This window comes from Streptomyces sp. NPDC047085, assembly GCF_040643735.1.
Lineage (GTDB): Bacteria > Actinomycetota > Actinomycetes > Streptomycetales > Streptomycetaceae > Streptomyces.
Map to the genome: position 1 here is coordinate 661,396 of NZ_JBEYUW010000002.1, position 17,565 is coordinate 678,960.

At 72.0% G+C, this 17,565-nt stretch carries 13 protein-coding genes; 4 read left to right on the forward strand and 9 right to left on the reverse strand.

From position 1 onward, the window contains the following. From ABZ865_RS08630 to ABZ865_RS08670, 9 genes are all read right to left on the reverse strand, one after another. Positions 1-1,305, reverse strand: a complete 1,305-nt coding sequence (locus ABZ865_RS08630; protein ID WP_361225974.1) for a M20/M25/M40 family metallo-hydrolase — start codon at positions 1,303-1,305, stop codon at positions 1-3. Then, positions 1,298-2,131 (reverse strand): M55 family metallopeptidase, encoded by an 834-nt coding sequence (locus tag ABZ865_RS08635; protein ID WP_361225977.1) that lies wholly within the window; start codon positions 2,129-2,131, stop codon positions 1,298-1,300. Before ABZ865_RS08635 ends, ABZ865_RS08630 begins: the two co-directional genes overlap by 8 nt. Before the next feature lie 56 nt (positions 2,132-2,187). Next, positions 2,188-4,068 carry a glycosyltransferase family 39 protein gene (locus ABZ865_RS08640; RefSeq protein ID WP_361225979.1) on the reverse strand — a complete coding sequence of 627 codons (1,881 nt, stop codon included), beginning with the start codon at positions 4,066-4,068 and terminating at the stop codon, positions 2,188-2,190. A 13-nt stretch (positions 4,069-4,081) separates the two neighbouring features. After that, entirely contained in the window at positions 4,082-5,104 is a 1,023-nt protein-coding gene (locus tag ABZ865_RS08645; protein ID WP_361225982.1) for a glycosyl hydrolase, read from the reverse strand. Then, positions 5,101-6,516, reverse strand: coding sequence for a glycosyltransferase family 2 protein (locus ABZ865_RS08650; RefSeq protein WP_361227253.1), 1,416 nt, complete (start codon positions 6,514-6,516; stop codon positions 5,101-5,103). The genes ABZ865_RS08645 and ABZ865_RS08650 overlap by 4 nt, the downstream gene beginning before the upstream one ends. Before the next feature lie 386 nt (positions 6,517-6,902). Further along, entirely contained in the window at positions 6,903-7,643 is a 741-nt protein-coding gene (locus tag ABZ865_RS08655; RefSeq protein WP_361225985.1) for a class I SAM-dependent methyltransferase, read from the reverse strand. A gap of 148 nt (positions 7,644-7,791) precedes the next feature. Further along, the gene (locus ABZ865_RS08660; RefSeq protein ID WP_361225988.1) at positions 7,792-10,341 is read right to left on the reverse strand and encodes a SpoIIE family protein phosphatase; all 2,550 of its coding nucleotides are present in this window, start codon (positions 10,339-10,341) and stop codon (positions 7,792-7,794) included. A gap of 154 nt (positions 10,342-10,495) precedes the next feature. Further along, on the reverse strand, positions 10,496-12,889 hold the full coding sequence (locus tag ABZ865_RS08665) for an MFS transporter (RefSeq protein ID WP_361225991.1): 2,394 nt from the start codon (positions 12,887-12,889) through the stop codon (positions 10,496-10,498). A gap of 176 nt (positions 12,890-13,065) precedes the next feature. Beyond that, positions 13,066-13,509, reverse strand: coding sequence for an SRPBCC family protein (locus ABZ865_RS08670; protein ID WP_361225994.1), 444 nt, complete (start codon positions 13,507-13,509; stop codon positions 13,066-13,068). 147 nt (positions 13,510-13,656) lie between these two features. On the opposite strand from ABZ865_RS08670, the gene ABZ865_RS08675 reads away from it, so the two are divergent. The 4 genes from ABZ865_RS08675 to ABZ865_RS08690 all read left to right on the forward strand — a co-directional run bounded on the left by ABZ865_RS08675 (position 13,657) and on the right by ABZ865_RS08690 (position 17,559). Then, complete coding sequence (locus ABZ865_RS08675; RefSeq protein WP_361225997.1) at positions 13,657-14,721, forward strand: Rv2578c family radical SAM protein; 1,065 nt, start codon at positions 13,657-13,659, stop codon at positions 14,719-14,721. Positions 14,722-14,857: 136 nt separating this feature from the next. Beyond that, the gene (locus ABZ865_RS08680; protein ID WP_361226000.1) at positions 14,858-16,438 is read left to right on the forward strand and encodes an alpha/beta hydrolase; all 1,581 of its coding nucleotides are present in this window, start codon (positions 14,858-14,860) and stop codon (positions 16,436-16,438) included. Positions 16,439-16,517: 79 nt separating this feature from the next. After that, positions 16,518-16,916 (forward strand): RidA family protein, encoded by a 399-nt coding sequence (locus ABZ865_RS08685; RefSeq protein WP_361226002.1) that lies wholly within the window; start codon positions 16,518-16,520, stop codon positions 16,914-16,916. A 118-nt stretch (positions 16,917-17,034) separates the two neighbouring features. Beyond that, the gene (locus ABZ865_RS08690; protein ID WP_361226005.1) at positions 17,035-17,559 is read left to right on the forward strand and encodes a GNAT family N-acetyltransferase; all 525 of its coding nucleotides are present in this window, start codon (positions 17,035-17,037) and stop codon (positions 17,557-17,559) included. The last annotated feature ends 6 nt before the right edge of the window (positions 17,560-17,565 follow it).

Sequence of the window (17,565 nt, forward strand, 5' to 3'; positions counted from 1 at the left end):
CTAGGCCGTCCGCAGGAAACGGTCGAGGACCCGGACGCCGAAGTGCAGCGCCTCGACGGGCACGCGCTCGTCGACGCCGTGGAACAGCGACTGGTAGTCGTAGCCCTCGGGCAGCTTGAGCGGCGCGAAGCCGTAGCCCGTGATGCCGAGCCGCGAGAACTGCTTGGCGTCGGTGCCGCCGGACATGCAGTACGGCACCACGTGCCCCTCGGGCGCGAACTCCTGAACGGCCGCACGCATCCTGGCGAAGGTCGGCCCGTCCACGGGGGCCTGCAGGGCGACCTCCCGGTGGTGGAACTCCCAGTCGACGTCCGGCCCGGTGAGCCGGTCCAGGGTGGCGGTGAACTCCTCCTCGCCGCCCGGCAGATAGCGCCCGTCCACGAAGGCGACGGCCTCCCCGGGGATCACGTTGACCTTGTAACCGGCGTCCAGCATGGTCGGGTTGGCGCTGTTGCGGACGGTCGCCTCGACCAGCTCGGCGGCCGGGCCGAGCTTCTCCAGCAGGCTGTCGACGTCCCCGAAGTCCGGCTCGAATCCGTAGAGGGCGGCGAGTTCGGTGAGGGCGGCCCGCACGGTCGGGGTGAGCCGCAGCGGCCACTCGTGGTCGCCGATGCGGGTGACGGCGGCGGCGAGCCGGGTCACCGCGTTCTCCCGGTTCACCTTGGAGCCGTGTCCGGCCCGGCCGCGCGCGGTGAGCCTGAGCCAGCCGGTGCCGCGCTCGCCTGCCGCGATCGGGTAGATGTGGCGCCCGGCGCCGTCGTGGAAGGTGAACGCGCCGGACTCGCTGATGCCCTCCGTGCAGCCCTCGAACAGCTCGGGATGCCGGTCCGCGAGGAACCCGGAGCCGTCCTCGGCGCTGGCCTCCTCGTCGGCGGTGAACGCGATCACGAGGTCGCGCCGGGGCCGTACCCCCTGCCGGGCCCAGGCGCGGACGACCGCCAGGATCATCGCGTCCATGTTCTTCATGTCGACGGCCCCGCGCCCCCACACCACGCCGTCGCGGACCTCCCCGGAGAACGGGTGCACGCTCCAGTCGGCGGCCTCGGCGGGCACCACGTCGAGGTGGCCGTGGACCAGCAGGGCGTCGGCGGACGGGTCGGTGCCCTCGATCCGGGCGACCACGTTGGTCCGTCCCGGCGTGCGCTCCAGCAGCACCGGCTCCAGGCCCGCGCCGGCCAGCCGCTCGGCCGCGTACTCGGCCGCGGGCCGCTCCCGGCAGTCGCCGCCACCCCGGTTGGTGGTGTCGATCCGGATCAGGCCGGAGGTGAACTCGACGACCTCGTCCAGGGCCTGCTGGTCAGCCATACTGCTCCTCCACGGCGGCCGAGGCGATCGTGGTGACCGCCTTGAACGTACGGATCCCCTCGTACATGGTGGCGGTGGTGTACGCAACCTTCCGCTCCCCGACGCGTGTCACGCCCGGGACGACGGTGGCGGCCATCGCCAGATGCTCGGCGTCGAACTCCACCGCGACGGTGAACGGCCCTGCCGTCACGGGCTGGTGACGGACCGCCAGCCGGGCACCCTCCTTGGCCGCGGCGCGGATGTCGGCGGCGGTCCGGGCCGGGGTGCGGCACACCGCCGCATAGCGCGACACATGGTCCTTGACCGCGACCTTCGGCGCCTCGGGCGCGTAGCCGAGCGCGTCCTCGCAGGCCACGTCGTCGCCGGTGACCAGCACGACCGGGACGCCGTACTCGGCGACGACGTGCGCGTTGAGCAGGCCCTCGCTCGCGCGGACGTCGTTCAGCCACACCCCGGTGATCTGGTTGGCGAGGTAGGTGTGGGCGAGGACGCCCTCCATGCCGGCGCCGGCGTGGTAGCCGATGAAGGCGATGCCGTCCACGTCGCCGTTCTGGACGCCCTCCACCATGGACAGCGCCTTGTGCCGCCCGGTGAGCATCTCGACCCGCTCGTCGAGATGCTCCAGCAGCAGATTGCGCATGCTCCAGTGGGCCTCGTTCACCAGGACCTGGTCGGCGCCGCCGTCGAAGAAGCCCAGGGCGGCGGCGTTCACGTCCGAGGTGAACATCGACCGGCACCGCTCCCACTGCGGCGTCCCCGGCAGCACGTCGGCCGGCCAGGTGACGCCGGTGGCGCCTTCCATGTCCGCACTGATGAGGATCTTCATGCTGCGCACGTTACGCGCCCGGCGGGCGGCAGGCTACGACACGGCGCCCGCGGACCTCAGTCCTTGCCGCCTCCGTGTCCCGCGGCGGCCTGTCTGACCCAGATCTCGAAGTGGCCGCCGCCCGTGGACGTCCGGTAGGGCAGCGAGCTGGTGAGCCGGTAGAGGCCGCTGGTGCGCATCTCCTCGCGTACGGCCTCCTCGGGGGCCGGCAGCCCGCCGGAGTAGTTCAGCACCACGCCGTCGAAGTAGCCCTCGCGGACGGCGGCGCGGTAGCCGGGGATGCCGGACAGATGGCGGCCGTCGCGGGTCTTGTAGTCGATGAAGAAGAAGGACACCCAGTCCTGGTAGTTGGAGCGGCGCTCGCGGCTGAGGTAGTAGACCGGGCCCTCCTTCGGATCGCCCAGCCAGTGCTGTCCCGGCCGCACCGTGTAGGACAGCTGCGGGATCAGATAGCGGGTGTCGGGCCAGCTGCCGAAGTAGGCGGCGGACTGGCTCAGGCCGAGGGTGAGCGCGACGACCCCGATGGCGATGGCCCACTGCGGGAACTTGAAGTGGGCGCCCATCAGCCGGGTCACCCCGACACCCGCCATGGGCGCGGCGAAGAACAGCCCGAAGCCGATGTGCTTCTGCAGGGACGTCTCGGTCTGCAGATGGATCTGGTACGCGGGCGCGAGCAGCGCGGTGCCGGTGAGCAGCACGCCCAGGCAGGTGCGCCAGCGGCGGCCCGGGACGGCCCGCCGCCAGCCGGGTATCTCGGCCAGCCGCGCGGTGCGGGCGTAGGTGACCGAGCCGACCAGGGAGACGGCGATCAGCAGCCCCGCCCAGCGGCCGGTGTCCTGCACGATCTGCCAGGCGGGCGTGTCCCCGTGGGCGCGTGCGGTGGTGGTGCTCTGGATCGCGGTCAGGTAGCCGCTGGCCGCGAGGCCGCCGAGGAGCGCCCCGATGGTGGCCGCGCTGAGGGCCGCGCCGCGCAGCAGGGCGCGGCGGGTGTGGTGGTGCCGGTAGGCGGCCAGCACGTACAGCAGCACCAGGGTGGGCAGGAACAGCGCCGAGGCGTACTTCACGGCGACCGCGAGCGCGGCCACCAGCCCGACGGGCGCGGCCAGCAGCCAGTGCCGCGGGGCGATCACCACCACGAGCCAGGCGGTCAGGGCCAGCAGGCAGACGGCCATGGCGTCGTAGGTGGCGAAGTGGCCGAGGAACAGCGTCGGCATGGAGACGGCGAACAGCGCACTGGCGCACAGTCCGGCGCGCTCGTTGAACAGGCGCCGGGTGAGCCCGTACAGGCAGGCGGTGGCCGTCAGCATGAAGAGCAGGCTGAGCGCGCGCACCCCGGCGAGGCCGAGGACGGAGTCGACGGCGGCCGCCAGCACGGGGTAGAGGACGGGGGCGCCGGAGAAGTACGTGTCGAAGCCGCCGTAGTCGGGTGCCCCGTAGAAGAGGTGGCCGATCTCCACGTGGCCTGCGTAGACGTACAGCGCCTCGTCCTCGAACGCGGAGTTCGTGAGCCGCAGCGACAGCGCGGCCTGGACGAGCAGGATGACGACGAGCAGCGCGAGGCCGACCATGCGGCGCCGGCGCCCGGTGTCGGCGGCCCAGCCCATGGGGGCGGGCGGCGGCAGCGTCCAGCCGGGCAGCGGCTGCTCGACGAAGGAGAAGCCGGGGTCCGCCTCCACGGGCGGGGGCGGCAGGAACCGCAGCTGCATGGTCTCTTCGTGCACGGGGAGCGGGGGCAGCGCGGACAGCTGCATGGTCTCTTCGTGCACCGGGTGCGGGGACGGAGCGGACGCCTCGCCGTAGCCGTGGCCGGAGCCGTGGCTGTCGCCGCGGTCGCGGTCGCGTTTGCCTCCGAACCAGTCGTGGCTGCCCTGGCCGTCATGGCCGTCATGGCCGTCGTCGCCGGTGCGAGCCTTGGTCGGGGGCTCGGTGTAGGTCATGGTTCTGTCTCGTCTACTTCAGAGCGGTGAAGTCGAGGTCATAGCGGTGGTCCCGGGCCGCGGCACGGAACGCGGCGAGCGTGGCGGGGCTGCTGTCGACCCGCCAGTCGGTCTCCTTGTTCAGGTTGAACCAGATGAAGCCCACGATGTCGCGGCGGCCGGCGACGGTCTTCAGCAGCTCGGTGATCTGCGCGCTCTTGCGGGGGTTGGGCTGGGATCCGGTCTCGGCCAGCAGGAAGGGACGCTGGGTGAACGTCCTGATCTGCCGGAAGGTCGGCCCGAAGAGGCTCTGGAAGTCCTGGGCGCCGGTGCGCGCGTAGTAGCCGACGACGCCGATCCAGTCGACGTAGCCGTCGCCGGGGTAGTACGGCTTGAGGGCGACCTGGGGCACGGGGTTGATGACGTTCGGGCTCCAGACCCAGATGACGGTGGAGACGCCCTCGTCCTGGAAGACGTCGTGCACGTGCCGCCAGGCCTTCACGAACTGCGCGGCGGTCGCGTCCTTGGTGCCCCAGGGGTACCAGGCGCCGTTCATCTCGTGGGCGAAGCTGATGGCCACGGGCACGTTGATGGCGCGCAGTGTCCGTGCGGTGTCGACGATGTACGGGTCCTCGCTGCCGGAGGCGATCTGCGCGAGGGTGGCCTTGTGGGGCTCCCAGGCGATGTACGGCAGCTGGCCGTTCTCCCACACCGCCCGGGTCTGGTCGGCCTGCGGCGCGTCGCCCCAGCCGAGGTAGTACTCCAGCATGGTCGGGGTGCGCCCGACCTGGGAGGCGTAGCTCTGGACGGGACCCAGGTCCTTGGGGACGCCGTCGAACGTGGCGCCGAAGTACTTCTTCTCGGGGTGCAGCAGCGGCGTGACGTTGTACGGCTGGGTGGGCGCGTACAGCTTGCCGCCGCCGGGCAGGGTGGCGGCCGGCTGGGCGGCGTCGCCGCCGGCACCGACGGGCTTCTCGCCGGTGCTGACGCAGCCCGACAGACAGACGATCGCGGTCAGCAGGGCCGCCAGCGTCCGGGCGAGGGCGGTGGCCTTCACGCGGTCACCTCCTTGGGCTGGATCAGTACCCGGCCGACGGCCACCGCGTAGAACAGGCCCAGGGCCAGCATCAGCGCGAAGTTCTCCGGGTGGGCGCCGTTCATGCGCCACACGGCGAGGACCGGCCAGAGCACGGCGGTGGGGGCGCTCCAGATCCACATGCCGCCCCAGAAGCGCCGGGTCTTGTTCTTCTTCGCGCCGCTGGACCCGGTGGGCTGCCAGCCCATCGGGCGGCGGCGTACGACGTCCCAGATGGCGAAGACGTGCGCCCAGCCGTACATGATGCGGGTCGCCCAGGCCTCCAGCCGGTAGGGGTTGCGGTGCCACAGGGGGTAGACCACGGTCAGGTAGAGCACGCTGGGCAGGACCATCCAGTAGTTGGTGGCCTGGAGCTGGTCCGGGTAGTGGATCAGCAGGGTCAGCGCGATCAGCGGGGTGGTGAAGGTGAGCAGGGCCGTCTCGATGTAGTAGATGAAGCCGGACATGTAGCAGAGCCGGCTGGCGAAGCGCATCTTCACCTGCCAGAAGTCCCGCAGGCTGCCGAGCATGCTCATCGAGGCCATGCACCAGCGGTACTGCTGGTTGTAGTAGGCGCCCACGGTGTCCGGGCAGATGCCGGTGGACAGGGCGAGCGGGACGTAGCGCAGGTCCCAGCCGCGGGCCCGCAGGTCGAAGCCGGTGTGCATGTCCTCGGAGTGCTCGATGAGGCTGGTGCCGCCGATCTCGTCCAGGGCGGCGCGCCGGTAGACCGCGCAGGAGCCGACGCAGATGGAGCCGTCGCTGCGCTGCCGGGAGACCTGCACCGAGCGGTAGAACAGCTCCTGGACGGCGCCGGCGCCGCGCTCGATCCAGTTCTGCTGGTCCAGCACGCGGAAGAACTGCGGGGACTGGACGATGGCGCAGCGCGGGTCGTCGTCCAGATACGGCATCAGTTCGTGCAGCAGGTCGGAGCGCGGGACGAAGTCGGCGTCCAGGATGAGGATCGCCTCGCCGTTCGAGTTCTCGAAGCCGTGGCGGAGGTTGCCGGCCTTCTTCATCCAGCCCCGGTTGGGCCGCACCAGGTGCCGGAAGCCGAAGTCGGCCGCCATGGCGGCCGCTTCCGCGCTGTCCCCGTCGTCCAGCACCAGGATCTCGACGTGGCCCGGGTAGGTGTCGGCCAGGGTCCGCACATGGCGCCAGGTGTTGTGCAGCACCTCGAGCGGCTCGCCGCACACCGGCAGGAAGACGTCGACGCTCGGGTAGTGCTCCGGCTGCCACCGGCGCACCAGACGGCGGTGCCCCTTGAGGTCGAAGCTGGGGGCGAACGCCTCCAGGCGCATCGATATGAGGAAGCCGACGACGGCCAGCAGCAGGGTGGGCGCGAACACCCAGATCCACGCGCTGTGCCGGGCGGTGTCGGCCTGGCTGAGCATCACACAGACGAAGCCGATGAGAGAACTGGACGTCAGCACCCAGGTGTGGCGCTTGACGTAGCTGTACTTCTCCCGCTCGTCTGGCGGCGTCGGCAGCAGCCCCTCCGGGGCTTGCGGGCGCCCGGAGCGCGGAGCACGCCGCCGCCCTCGGCTGCGTACTTCGGCCGTACGGACGGTCACGGCTGAGGGCCCCCCTCTACACCTGCGGGTGCACCTTCGGGTGCATGTGCGAGGGGAATGCTATAGGACGGATCTTCACTCAAGGGACACGGCTTCGTTACGGCACCCCGTGCGCCGGCACCGCCCGGTGCCCGTTCCGATTCCGCGCGCGGCCGAGCGCGCGGGACGGGGGCCACGACGCCTGCCCGTCCCGTGCGGTGGCGGGGTCACGAGGTCGCGTCCGCGTTCATTTTCCCGGCCAGCACGAACCAGCGCGCGGGCAGGTCGATGCGGGTGCCGTCGGCGAGGTATTCCGTCTGCGGCAGGGTCGTCTCGCCGGTGGCGAGGACGTCCAGCCCGGCGGCGGCCAGCAGCCGCGGGATCTCCTCGTCGTCGGCGTCGGCGGGCTTGAGACCGTGCTGGAAGACCCGGCGCAGCTTGGGGCCCGGGCCCTCCGGTCCGGAGGCGGCCCGCTTGAGCACGTCCCGGGAGCCGGAGGTGAGTTCGACGACGAACGCGCGGCCCTCGGCGCCGATGAGCTCGGCGACGGCGGCGGCGACCGCGGCACGGGCCTCCGGTTCGCTCTGGTGGATGACGGCGCGCATGTAGACGTTGCTGTCGCCGAGCCGGGTGTGCAGGGCCCGTACGGCGTCGGTGTCGGTGAGGTCGAGCTGCTGGAACTCGACGCCGGCCTCGCCGGCGGCGTGGCGGGCGTGCTCGATGGCGGCGTGCGAGAGGTCGACGCCGATGGCGCGGGCGAACCGGGTGGCGAGATAGCGGGTCTGGGTGCCGTTGCCGCAGCCGAGGTCGACGATGGTCCGTGTCGTGTCGGCGTGGGGCAGGAGCAGCGCGCTGTGCGGCTCGGCGGTCAGGGAGGGATCGGAGTCCCAGATGGCCTCGCCCGTCTCGTCGGAGGTCTCACGCCAGTAACTCTCCCACGCGTTGCGGTAGTTGTCCGAGACGTTCATCACGATCTCCCCACGGTCGGTTCCGTGATCGGGATATCGCGGTCGTCGTGCCTTCGGCAAGGGGCCGGTGGGCACCTTCACCGGATGTATGGACCCCGGCCACCCCGGGGGGCGCGCACGCAGGCCGAGCGCCCCCGTGGGTTGACGGTCAGCGGCCCGGGGTGAGGGCCTGTTCGAACCAGACGGTCTTGCGGTGTCCGCTGGCGGTGGCGCCCCACTCCCGGGCCAGCCGGCTGACCACACGCAGGCCGCGGCCGGAGTCGTCGGTCGGGCCGACGGCGAGCATGGCGGGCAGGGCGGGTTCGTCGTCGGTGACCTCGCACAGCAGCGCGTCGGTGCGGACCAGCCGGAGTCCGACGCGACCGCCTCCGCCGTACCGGACGGCGTTGGTGACGACCTCGCTGACCAGCAGCACCGCCGTCTCGACCGCGTGCGGCAGGCCCCACCGCTCCAGCTGCTCGCGGACCAGCCGGCGGGCCCGGGGCACGTCGCGCGGGTCGGCGTCGAGCTGCCACTCGGCGACGTGGTCGTCCGGGATGCCGTTGAGCCGGGCCATCAGGAGGGCGACGTCGTCCTTCCGGCCGCCGCGGGTGTTGAGGGCGCGGATGATGGTGTCGCAGGCGTCGTCCATGGAGGCGGCGGGGTGCGCGGCGGACTCGCAGAGCGCGGCGAGGCCCTCGCCGATGTCGGAACCGCGCACCTCGACCAGGCCGTCGGTGCACAGGACCAGCCGGTCGCCGGGCCGGACGCGGACAACGGTGGCCTCGAAGGGGACGCCGCCGACGCCTATGGGGGCGCCGGTGGGCAGGTCGAGCAGTTCGCTGCTGCCGTCCTCGGCGCGGACCAGGACGGGCGGGATGTGTCCGGCGTTGGCGAGCTGCAGCTCGCCGCGGATCGGGTCGTAGACCGCGTACAGGCAGGTGGCGAGGTAGTTCTCGCCGAGCCGCCGGGCCAGGTCGTCGAGATTGCGCAGCAGTTGGGCCGGCGGGGTCTCCATGGTGGCCATGGTCTGCACGGCGGTGCGCAACTGGCCCATCATGGCGGCCGAGTTGAGACCGTGGCCCATGACGTCGCCGACGACGAGCGCGGTGCGGGAGCCGGGCAGTTTGATGGTGTCGAACCAGTCGCCGCCGATCCGCCCGAGCCGGGTGCCGGGCAGATAGCGGGTCGCCACGTCACAGCCGGCCATCCGCGGGGAGACCTGCGGCAGCATGCTGTCCTGGAGGGTGTCGGCGACGTTCTCCTGGTACGTGTACATGCGCGCGTTGTCGAGCACGAGGCCCGCGCGGGCGGCGAGTTCGGCGCCGGTGGTACGGTCCATGTCGTCGAACGCCGGGCGGTCGGGGCGGCGCATCAGCACCATGAAGCCGAGGACGACATTGCGCGCCTTGAGCGGCACGATCAGCAGGGAGCGGCCGCCGATGAGAGGCCTGAGGTCGCGCTTCTCGAACTCGCCGGAGATGCGGTTGGACAGCTCCTCGGTGACCCTCGGGATGAGGACCGGTTCGCCCGTGACCATGCATTTGTAGAACGGGGTGTGCTCGGGGAACGCGAAGGCCTCGCCGACCGGCACGGTGTCGTCCCAGCGGCCCGGTTCGTCGTTGTGCTCGACCCAGACGCGGTACATCACCGTGCTGGCGTCGGGCGGCCCGTCCGGGAAGCCCTCACCGGCGAGGACGGCGGCCCGCAGGTGGGTGCCGGCGAAGTCGGCGAAGCGGGGCACGGCGGCGCTGGTGACCTCCCGGATGGTCTCGCCGAGGTCGAGGGAGGTGCCGATGCCGGAGCTGACCTCGTTGAGGAACTCCAGCCGCTCGCGCACGGCGGCGTACTCCAGGTCCTGTTCGGCGCCCGCCGGGATGACGGGGGCCGTGCGCTGCTGGGGTACGACGGCCGTCTCGGCGCGGCTGCGTCCGGCGCGGCGGGGCACGCCCCAGTACGGGGTGACGGGCACCCGGTCGAACTGGCTGAACTCCAGGACGGGGTAGCCGAGTTCGAGGACCTGGGAGACGATGCGGCCGCTCGTCCCCGGCCCCATGTTGGGCAGGATCTCGGGCAGCCGCCGCTCCAGTTCGTCGGAGGCGGGCAGTTCGGTGTGGCGGGCGAAGCCGGGCGAGATACGTTCGGCGGTCTCGTCGTCGTAGCCGCGTTCGTCGCGCAGCCGGGTGGCGTCGGCGGCGAGCACCAGCAGCCGGAACGGTTCCGGGCCGACCAGCGGGTACGCCCACCAGAGCACGTCGACCCGCTCGCCGTCTGCCGCCTCGGGGCCGGACGCCTCGGAGCCGGACGCCTCGGCACCCGGTGCCTCGCGGCCGGACGGTCCGTCCCCGTGGGGCGGGTTCCGGTGCGGGTAGAGGCGGGCGCGGCCCGCGGTCGGGTAGGCGGTGCGGCCGCCGAGGGAGGCCTCCAGGTCGGGGCCGAGTCCCTCGTACGGCTCGTACGCCTCATAGGGGTCGTAGGCGTCGGGCGGGGCGTCGCCGTGGAGATCGTCGGGGAGCGCGCCGGAGACCGGCAGCAGGTCGGCGGCGGGGCGCCCGACGGCGTCCTCGCGGCTCGCGCCGAACAGGCGGCGGGCGCCGCTGCTCCAGTGGGAGACCAGCCCGTCGCGGTCGACGACCACCACGGCCAGCGGGATCCGGCCCGCCGCGGGGTCACCGGCGCCGCGGCCGGGAGGTGTGTCCCGCTCGCTGCCACGGTCCATGGCCCAGGCCCTCTCTCCCCACGGCTGTTCGCAAACGATCTGTGCCGCCCACCACTACGGTACGGCGGCGGCCGGTCGCGATGTGTGGCAATCCTGGAATTGGTTTCACCTGATCGCACCGGCGCGCGGACCCGCGCCGTACGGGCGCCCCTCCTCAGTCCTCGTGCCCGAGCTGCAGGTCCCGTTCCGTGCGGCCGCCGCCCGCGACCTGCAGCACTGTGGCGACCGGCGGGTAACCTGCGGCGATCACGGTGTACTCGCCGGAGGACAGATCCACGAACCGGAACGTTCCGTCGGCTCCGGTGGTGAGAGTGTCGACGACGTTCCCGGCGGCGTCCAGAAGGGTGACGCGCGCGTCCTCCACCGGCCGTCCGCCGCCGGCCCGCACGGTGCCCTTCAGGACGGCGCCGCCCGCGAGTTCGACGTCCTGCCGGGTCTCCCTCGCGGCCTGCACGGTGACCGGGAGCGCGGCGGGCCGGAAGGCGGGCGCGCTGGCGGCGAGGGTGTACTCGCCCGCGACCAGTTCCGTGATGACGTAGCCGCCCTCGCGGCCGCTGCGGGTGGTGGCGACGACCTCGCCGTGCACGTTGGTGAGGGTGACCGTGGCCTCACGGACGGGGCTGCCGTCGGCCGTGAGCACACTGCCGGCGAGGCGTCCGGCGCCGCCGAGGACGACGTCGAGTTCGACGGGCCGCTCCCCGACGGTGACCGAGACGGCCTGCGGCTGGTGGCCGCCCGCGGCGGCGATCAGCACGTACGACCCCGAGCCCGGGGTGGCGAGCGCGTACCGTCCGTCCTCGCCGCTCGCGCCCCGGCCGATCTGCTGCCCGGCGACGTCGATGAGGGTGAGGGCGGCGCGGGGCACCACGGTCCCGTCGGGGTGCTGCACCGTGCCGCACACCGGGATTCCGGCGGCGTAGGGCGAACGGGCCCCCGGGATCGGGGCGTTCACCGGTGCGGTCTCCGGGTCGGTGGCGGGGGCGTTGTGGGACACCAGGGGTTTCTCCTTGAGGAAGAAGGCGATGAGCAGGCCGACGACGAGCACCGGGACGAGGTAGAGGAAGATCCGGGGCATCGCGTCGGCGTAGGCGCGGATGTAGGCGTCGCGCAGGGCCGGCGGCAGCGCGTGGACGAGCTGCGGGGTGAGCGACTCGGGGTCGGGCAGACCGGCGCCCGCGCGCGGGGGCAGCTCCCTGCGCAGGGAGTCGGTGAGCCGGTCGGCGAAGAGGGTGCCGAAGATCGCGGCGCCGACGCTGCCGCCGATCTGCCGGAAGTAGTTGTTGGCGCTGGTGGCGGTGCCGAGGTCGGCGGGGCGCACGGAGTTCTGCACGGCGAGCACCAGGACGGGCATGACCAGGCCGATGCCGGCGCCGAGGACCGCCATCCAGATGCTGTAGTGCAACCGGGGCGTGTCGGTCTCCAGCCGGGAGAGCAGCCACATGCCGAGGGCGGAGACGGCGCCGCCGAGGAGCGGGAAGATCTTGTAGCGGCCGGTGTGGCTGATGAGCTGTCCGCCGATGATCGAGGCGCCGACGATGCCGGCCATCATGGGCAGCATCAGCAGTCCGGACTCGGTGGCGCTGGCCCCGTCGACCATCTGCAGGAAGGTGGGCAGATAGCTGGCCGCGCCGAACAGGGCGACGCCGATCACCAGGCCCACCAGGCCGGTGACGTTGAAGACGGAGTCCCGGAACAGCCTGAGCGGGATGAGGGGTTCGGCGGCGAAGCGTTCGGCGACGAGGAACAGGACGACGGCGGCGAGCGCGCCCGCGCCGAGCCCGAGGATCTGCCGGGAGCCCCAGGCGTACTCGGTGCCGCCCCAACTGGTCAGCAGGACCAGGCAGGTGGAGGCCGCGGCGAGCAGCAGGGCGCCGAGGACGTCGAGCCGGGCGCGGACCCGCGGCCTGGGCAGCTTGAGGACCACGGTGACGACGGCGAGGGTGACCAGGCCGAAGGGCACGTTGATGTAGAAGCACCAGCGCCAGGAGAGGTGGTCGGTGAAATAGCCGCCGAGCAGGGGCCCGGCGACGGAGGCCAGGCCGAACGCGGCGCCGATCAGGCCCATGTAGCGGCCGCGCTCCCGGGGCGGCACGATGTCGGCGATGATCGCCTGCACGCCGATCATGAGCCCGCCCGCGCCGACGCCCTGCACGGCACGGAAGGCGATCAGCTGGTCCATGCTCTGGGCCCGTCCGGCGAGGGCCGAGCCGACGACGAAGGCCAGGATCGCGAACTGGAAGACGCCCTTGCGGCCGAAGAGGTCACCGACCTTGCCGTACAGGGGCAGGCCGATGGTGGAGGTGAGCAGGTAGGCGGTGATCGCCCAGGACATCTTGTCCAGGCCGTGCAGCTCGCCGACGATCTTCGGGAGCGCGGTGGCGACGATCATCTGGTCCAGCGCGGCGAGGAGCAGCGCCAGCATGAGGCCGACGAAGACCAACCGCACGCGGCTCCGGCCGAGTTCGGCGGGGCCGGCCGGTGGGGGTGGTGCGGGTGCCTCGACCGTCGCCGTGACCGGGTCGTGCCGCACCAGAGTCGTCCCGCCCACGTACCGCTCCCCTCGTCGCGCCTGTCGCATTTCCCGCGTAAGGCGACAACTGCGAACAAGTACGGCGAGTTACGGCAAGGCCCGCGGTTCGGGCGGGGATCCACTCGAACCGGTGAGGGGGTGCAACGCGCCCTCACCGGTTGGTGTTTGGGTTGCTTCCCGACTCGGCGCCCGGGTTACTTCTCGACCTCGGCGGCGAGCCTCGCGAGGATCGCGTCGTAGATCCGGCCGAGACCCTTGGGCGCGAAGGTCCGCTCGAAGAAGCCACCGATGCCGCCGGCGCCCTTCCAGGTGGTGGTGACGACGACCCGGGAGCTGCCCTCGCCGGCCGGGGTGACGCGCCAGGTGGTGACCATGGAGGAGTTGCGGTCCTTCTCGACCAGCTCGCCGTCGGTGGGCTCGCTGACCTCCAGCAGGCAGTCGCGGACGCGCTTGCTGGTGGCCTGGAGCTTCCAGTGGACGAGGGTGCCCTCGCCGTCACCGCCCTCGCGCACCTCGTACTCGCTGAACTGCTCGGGCAGCAGCTTCTGCCGCGTGCCGCTGTAGTCGGCGAGCGTGTCGAACACCGTGTCCGCGTCCGCCTTGACGACCCGCTCCGTCGTGGCTTCGACCTGCGCCATCGCGTTCCTCCAGGACCTGTTCTCTCGGGGCTGGGACAAGCCAACCACCCCGGCGCCCGGCCACCCAAATCGGGGGGCGCGATCGCAGGTCGCACGATCATGGGAACAGATGTTCTATTGTGTGCGGCGAGCTACCGAGGAGGCGTCATGCGCTGGGAGAACCTCACCGTGGAGTCCGAGGGGTCCGAGGGCTCCGGCGGCCACGGCCGGGCCGCCGATGCCGCGCTGTTCGGCGCGGACGCCGTCGTCAGCCGCACCTTCGACACGCCCGAGTTCCGCGGCATCACCTTCCACGAGGTGCGGGCCCGCTCGATCCTGAACCGGGTCCCGGGCGCCTCGCGCATGCCGTTCGAATGGACGGTGAATCCGTATCGCGGCTGTTCGCACGCGTGTGTGTACTACTTCGCCAGGAAGACGCACAGCTACCTCGACCTGGACACCGGCATCGGCTTCGACACCCAGATCGTGGTCAAGGTGAACGCGCCCGAGGTGCTGCGCCGCCAGCTGGCCTCGCGCCGCTGGCAGGGCGACCACGTGGCGATGGGCACCAACGTCGACTGCTACCAGCGCGCCGAGGGCCGGTACCGGCTGATGCCGGGCATCATCTCCGCCCTCACCGAGCACGCGAACCCGTTCTCGATCCTGACCAAGGGCACCCTGATCCTGCGCGACCTGGACCTGCTGGCCCGGGCGGCCGAGGTGACGGACGTCGGCATCTCGGTCTCCGTGGGCTTCACCGACGCCGAGCTGTGGCGCACGGTGGAGCCGGGCACGCCCGCGCCCGAGCGCCGCCTGGACGTCGTCCGCGCCCTCGGCGAGCGCGGCATCGGCTGCGGGGTGCTGATGGCGCCGGTCATCCCCTTCCTCAGTGACGACCCCGCCCAACTGCGGGCCACCGTGCGGGCGATCGCTGCGGCCGGGGCCACCTCGGTCACCCCGCTGGTGCTGCACCTGCGGCCGGGCGCCCGGGAGTGGTTCATGGCCTGGCTCGGGCGCCACCACCCGCACCTGGTGCGCCGCTACGAGCGGCTGTACGCGGAGGGTGCCTACGCACCGACCTGGTATCAGCGCCGGATCACCCGTCAGGTGCACGAGCTGGCCCAGGAGTACGGCATCGGGCCCACGCGCGCGGGCCTGCCCCGGCGCATCCGCCCCGCACAGGCGCCGGAGGGTCCGGAGGTGTCCGAGCCGACCCAACTCACTCTCATCTGAGAGCGTTCGAGGGCATCCGGCGACCCAATCGGGTCAACTCTGGCTGGAACACGTTCTGAAAAGCCCCAGCTCCGGGACGATGCGGCGAGAACCGTGATCCTCGCGGTTCGCGTCACCCTCCGTCCCGGGAGGACCCATGAGAACACGCGCAGCCGTGCTGTGCGCAACCGCCGCCGTCCTGGCCGGCTCGGTCACCGCCCTGCCCGGCGCCACGCCCGCCCAGGCCGCCCCCGCCCCGGCTCCGGCCGTGGCGAAGCTCGCCTGGAAGAAGTGCGGCACAAGCGACTATCCGACACTCCAGTGCGCGTCCCTGAAGGTGCCCCTGGATCACGCGCACCCGTCCGGACGGCAGATCAGTCTCGCCCTGTCCCGCGTCCGGCACACCGCGAAGACCTCCCAGGGCCCGCTGCTGGTCAACCCCGGCGGTCCCGGTGGCAGCGGTCTGTCGCTCGCCGGGTTCGTCGCGTCCGCGCTGCCCAAGAAGGTGGCGGCCCAGTACGACGTCATCGGCTTCGACCCGCGCGGCGTGGGCAAGAGCGCGCCCGCCCTCGACTGCTCCCCCGGCTACTTCGGGCGGGTGCGCCCGGACACCGTGCCGGTCACCCCGGCGACGGAACAGGCGAGCCTCGAGCGCGTCCGGTCCTTCGCCGCCGCCTGCGCCCGCGCCCACACGGACGTCCTGCCGTACATCGACACCGTCGACGCGGTCCAGGACATGGACGCCATCCGGAAGGCCCTCGGCGCCCAGAAGATCAACTACTTCGGTTACTCCTACGGCACCTACCTCGGCGCCGTCTACGCCAAGCTCCACCCCGACCGGGTGCGCCGCCTGGTGCTGGACTCGATCGTGGACCCGAGGGGCGTCTGGTACAACGACAACCTCGGCCAGGACTACACCTTCAACGACCGCCACCGCGCGCTGATGGCCTGGATCGCCAAGTACGACTCCACGTACAAGCTCGGCAAGGATCCCGAGAAGATCGAGGCCCAGTGGTACGCGATGCGGGCGGCCCTGGCGAAGGAGCCGGCGGACGGCAGGATCGGCGCCTCCGAACTGGAGGACACCTTCATCCCCGGCGGCTACTACAACGGCTACTGGCCCTACCTCGCCGAGGCTTTCTCCGCCTACGTCCACGACAAGGACACCGAGCCGCTGGTGACGGCGTACGACACCTTCGCCGCCGTCGACCCCGCCGGCGACAACGGCTACAGCGTCTACACGGCGGTGCAGTGCCAGGACGCCGGCTGGCCGCGCGACTGGGAGCGCTGGAAGCGGGACGCCTGGGCGGTGTACGAGAAGGCCCCGTTCATGGTCTGGAACAACGCCTGGTACAACGCGCCGTGCGCGTTCTGGACGGGCACGACCCGCAAGGCGACGAACATCGCCAACGGCAAGCTGCCGCCGACGCTGCTGTTCCAGGCGACGGACGACGCGGCGACCCCGTACTCCGGCGGGGTGACGGCCCACCGGCTGCTGGCCCGCTCCAGCCTGGTGGTCGAGCAGGGCGGCGGCAACCACGGCGTCACGCTGAGCGGCAACGCCTGCCTGGACAAGCACCTCGCCGCCTATCTCACCGACGGCACGGTGCCGCGCGGCACGGGCGAGGCGGACGCGGTCTGCCAGAAGTCCCCGGATCCCAAGCCCCTGAAGGCGAAGGTGGCCTCGGCGACGTCGCGCGGCTCGACCCTGCACGGCCTGCTGGGCTTCCGCCGGTAGGCCGATCCTTCCCGGCCGCGCAGGCCATCCTCCAGGCCCGTCGGGGGCGTTGTCAGTCCCGTGGTCCACCATGGACCCCATGACTGAACCGACCCGGATCCCCGCCCCCGACGGCGTCGCCCCCGCGGCCCAGTACGCCCATGTGGTCACGGCGTCCGGCCGTCTGGTCGCCGTCTCCGGCCAGCTCGCCCTGGACGAGGACGGCAAGCCGGTCGGCGAGGGCGACGCGGCGGCCCAGGCCCGGCAGGTGTTCGAGAATCTGAGGCGCTGTCTGGCCGCCGCCGGGGCCGGGTTCCACGACGTCGTCAAACTGACCTACTTCGTCACGGACATGGCGCACATGCCGGCGATCCGCGCGGCGCGTGCCGCGCACATACCCGACGATCGCCTCCCGGCGGCCTCCGCCGTGCAGGTGGCCGCTCTGGTGGCGCCGGAGTTCCTGATGGAGATCGAGGCGCTCGCGGTGGTGGGCGAGTAGGGGTGGACGAGCAGGGGCGGGCGAGTAGGGGTAAGCGAGCAAAGGTAGGCAAATAGGGGGGCAAGTCAGGCGCGAATAATCACGGGCGCCGGCGGGAGCGGCTGTCTAGGGTGCCGCCATGGACGACCCGCTCCCGCGCATCCGCCCGATGACCCTCGCCGACTGCGACCGCGTCTCGGAGATCCGCGTCCGCGGCTGGCAGCACGCCTACCGGGGACTCATGCCGCAGCCGTACCTCGACGCGCTGAGCGTGGCCGAGGACGCCGAGAAGCGGCGGTCATGGTTCGCCCAGGGGAACGGCGCCGTGGTGAACCTGGTCGCGGAGCGGGACGGCGAGATCGTCGGCTGGGCGGCGCACGGGCCCTACCGGGACGGTGAAGTGCGCACCGAGGACGCCGAGTTGTACGCCCTGTACGTCGACCCCGCCCATCTCGGCAGCGGGGTCGGGCGGGCACTGCTGGCCGAGACGGTGGAGCAGCGCTCCCGGCACCCGCGCATGTTCCTGTGGGTCCTGAAGGAGAACACCCGCGCCCGCCGCTTCTACGAGCGGGCCGGCTTCCGCGCGGACGGCGCCGAGGAGCCCTTCGACGTGGACGGTGTCGCCGTGCCCGAGGTGCGCTACGCCCGGACGCTGTCGGCCTGAGCAGGC

Coding starts and splice junctions, on each gene's coding strand:
- ABZ865_RS08630 (WP_361225974.1), bottom strand. CDS start 1,305: ATGGCTGACCAGCAGGCCCTGGACGAGGTCGTCGAGTTCACCTCCGGC.
- ABZ865_RS08635 (WP_361225977.1), bottom strand. CDS start 2,131: ATGAAGATCCTCATCAGTGCGGACATGGAAGGCGCCACCGGCGTCACC.
- ABZ865_RS08640 (WP_361225979.1), bottom strand. CDS start 4,068: ATGACCTACACCGAGCCCCCGACCAAGGCTCGCACCGGCGACGACGGC.
- ABZ865_RS08650 (WP_361227253.1), bottom strand. CDS start 6,516: ATGCTCAGCCAGGCCGACACCGCCCGGCACAGCGCGTGGATCTGGGTG.
- ABZ865_RS08655 (WP_361225985.1), bottom strand. CDS start 7,643: ATGAACGTCTCGGACAACTACCGCAACGCGTGGGAGAGTTACTGGCGT.
- ABZ865_RS08660 (WP_361225988.1), bottom strand. CDS start 10,341: ATGGACCGTGGCAGCGAGCGGGACACACCTCCCGGCCGCGGCGCCGGT.
- ABZ865_RS08670 (WP_361225994.1), bottom strand. CDS start 13,509: ATGGCGCAGGTCGAAGCCACGACGGAGCGGGTCGTCAAGGCGGACGCG.
- ABZ865_RS08675 (WP_361225997.1), top strand. CDS start 13,657: ATGCGCTGGGAGAACCTCACCGTGGAGTCCGAGGGGTCCGAGGGCTCC.
- ABZ865_RS08680 (WP_361226000.1), top strand. CDS start 14,858: ATGAGAACACGCGCAGCCGTGCTGTGCGCAACCGCCGCCGTCCTGGCC.
- ABZ865_RS08685 (WP_361226002.1), top strand. CDS start 16,518: ATGACTGAACCGACCCGGATCCCCGCCCCCGACGGCGTCGCCCCCGCG.
- ABZ865_RS08690 (WP_361226005.1), top strand. CDS start 17,035: ATGGACGACCCGCTCCCGCGCATCCGCCCGATGACCCTCGCCGACTGC.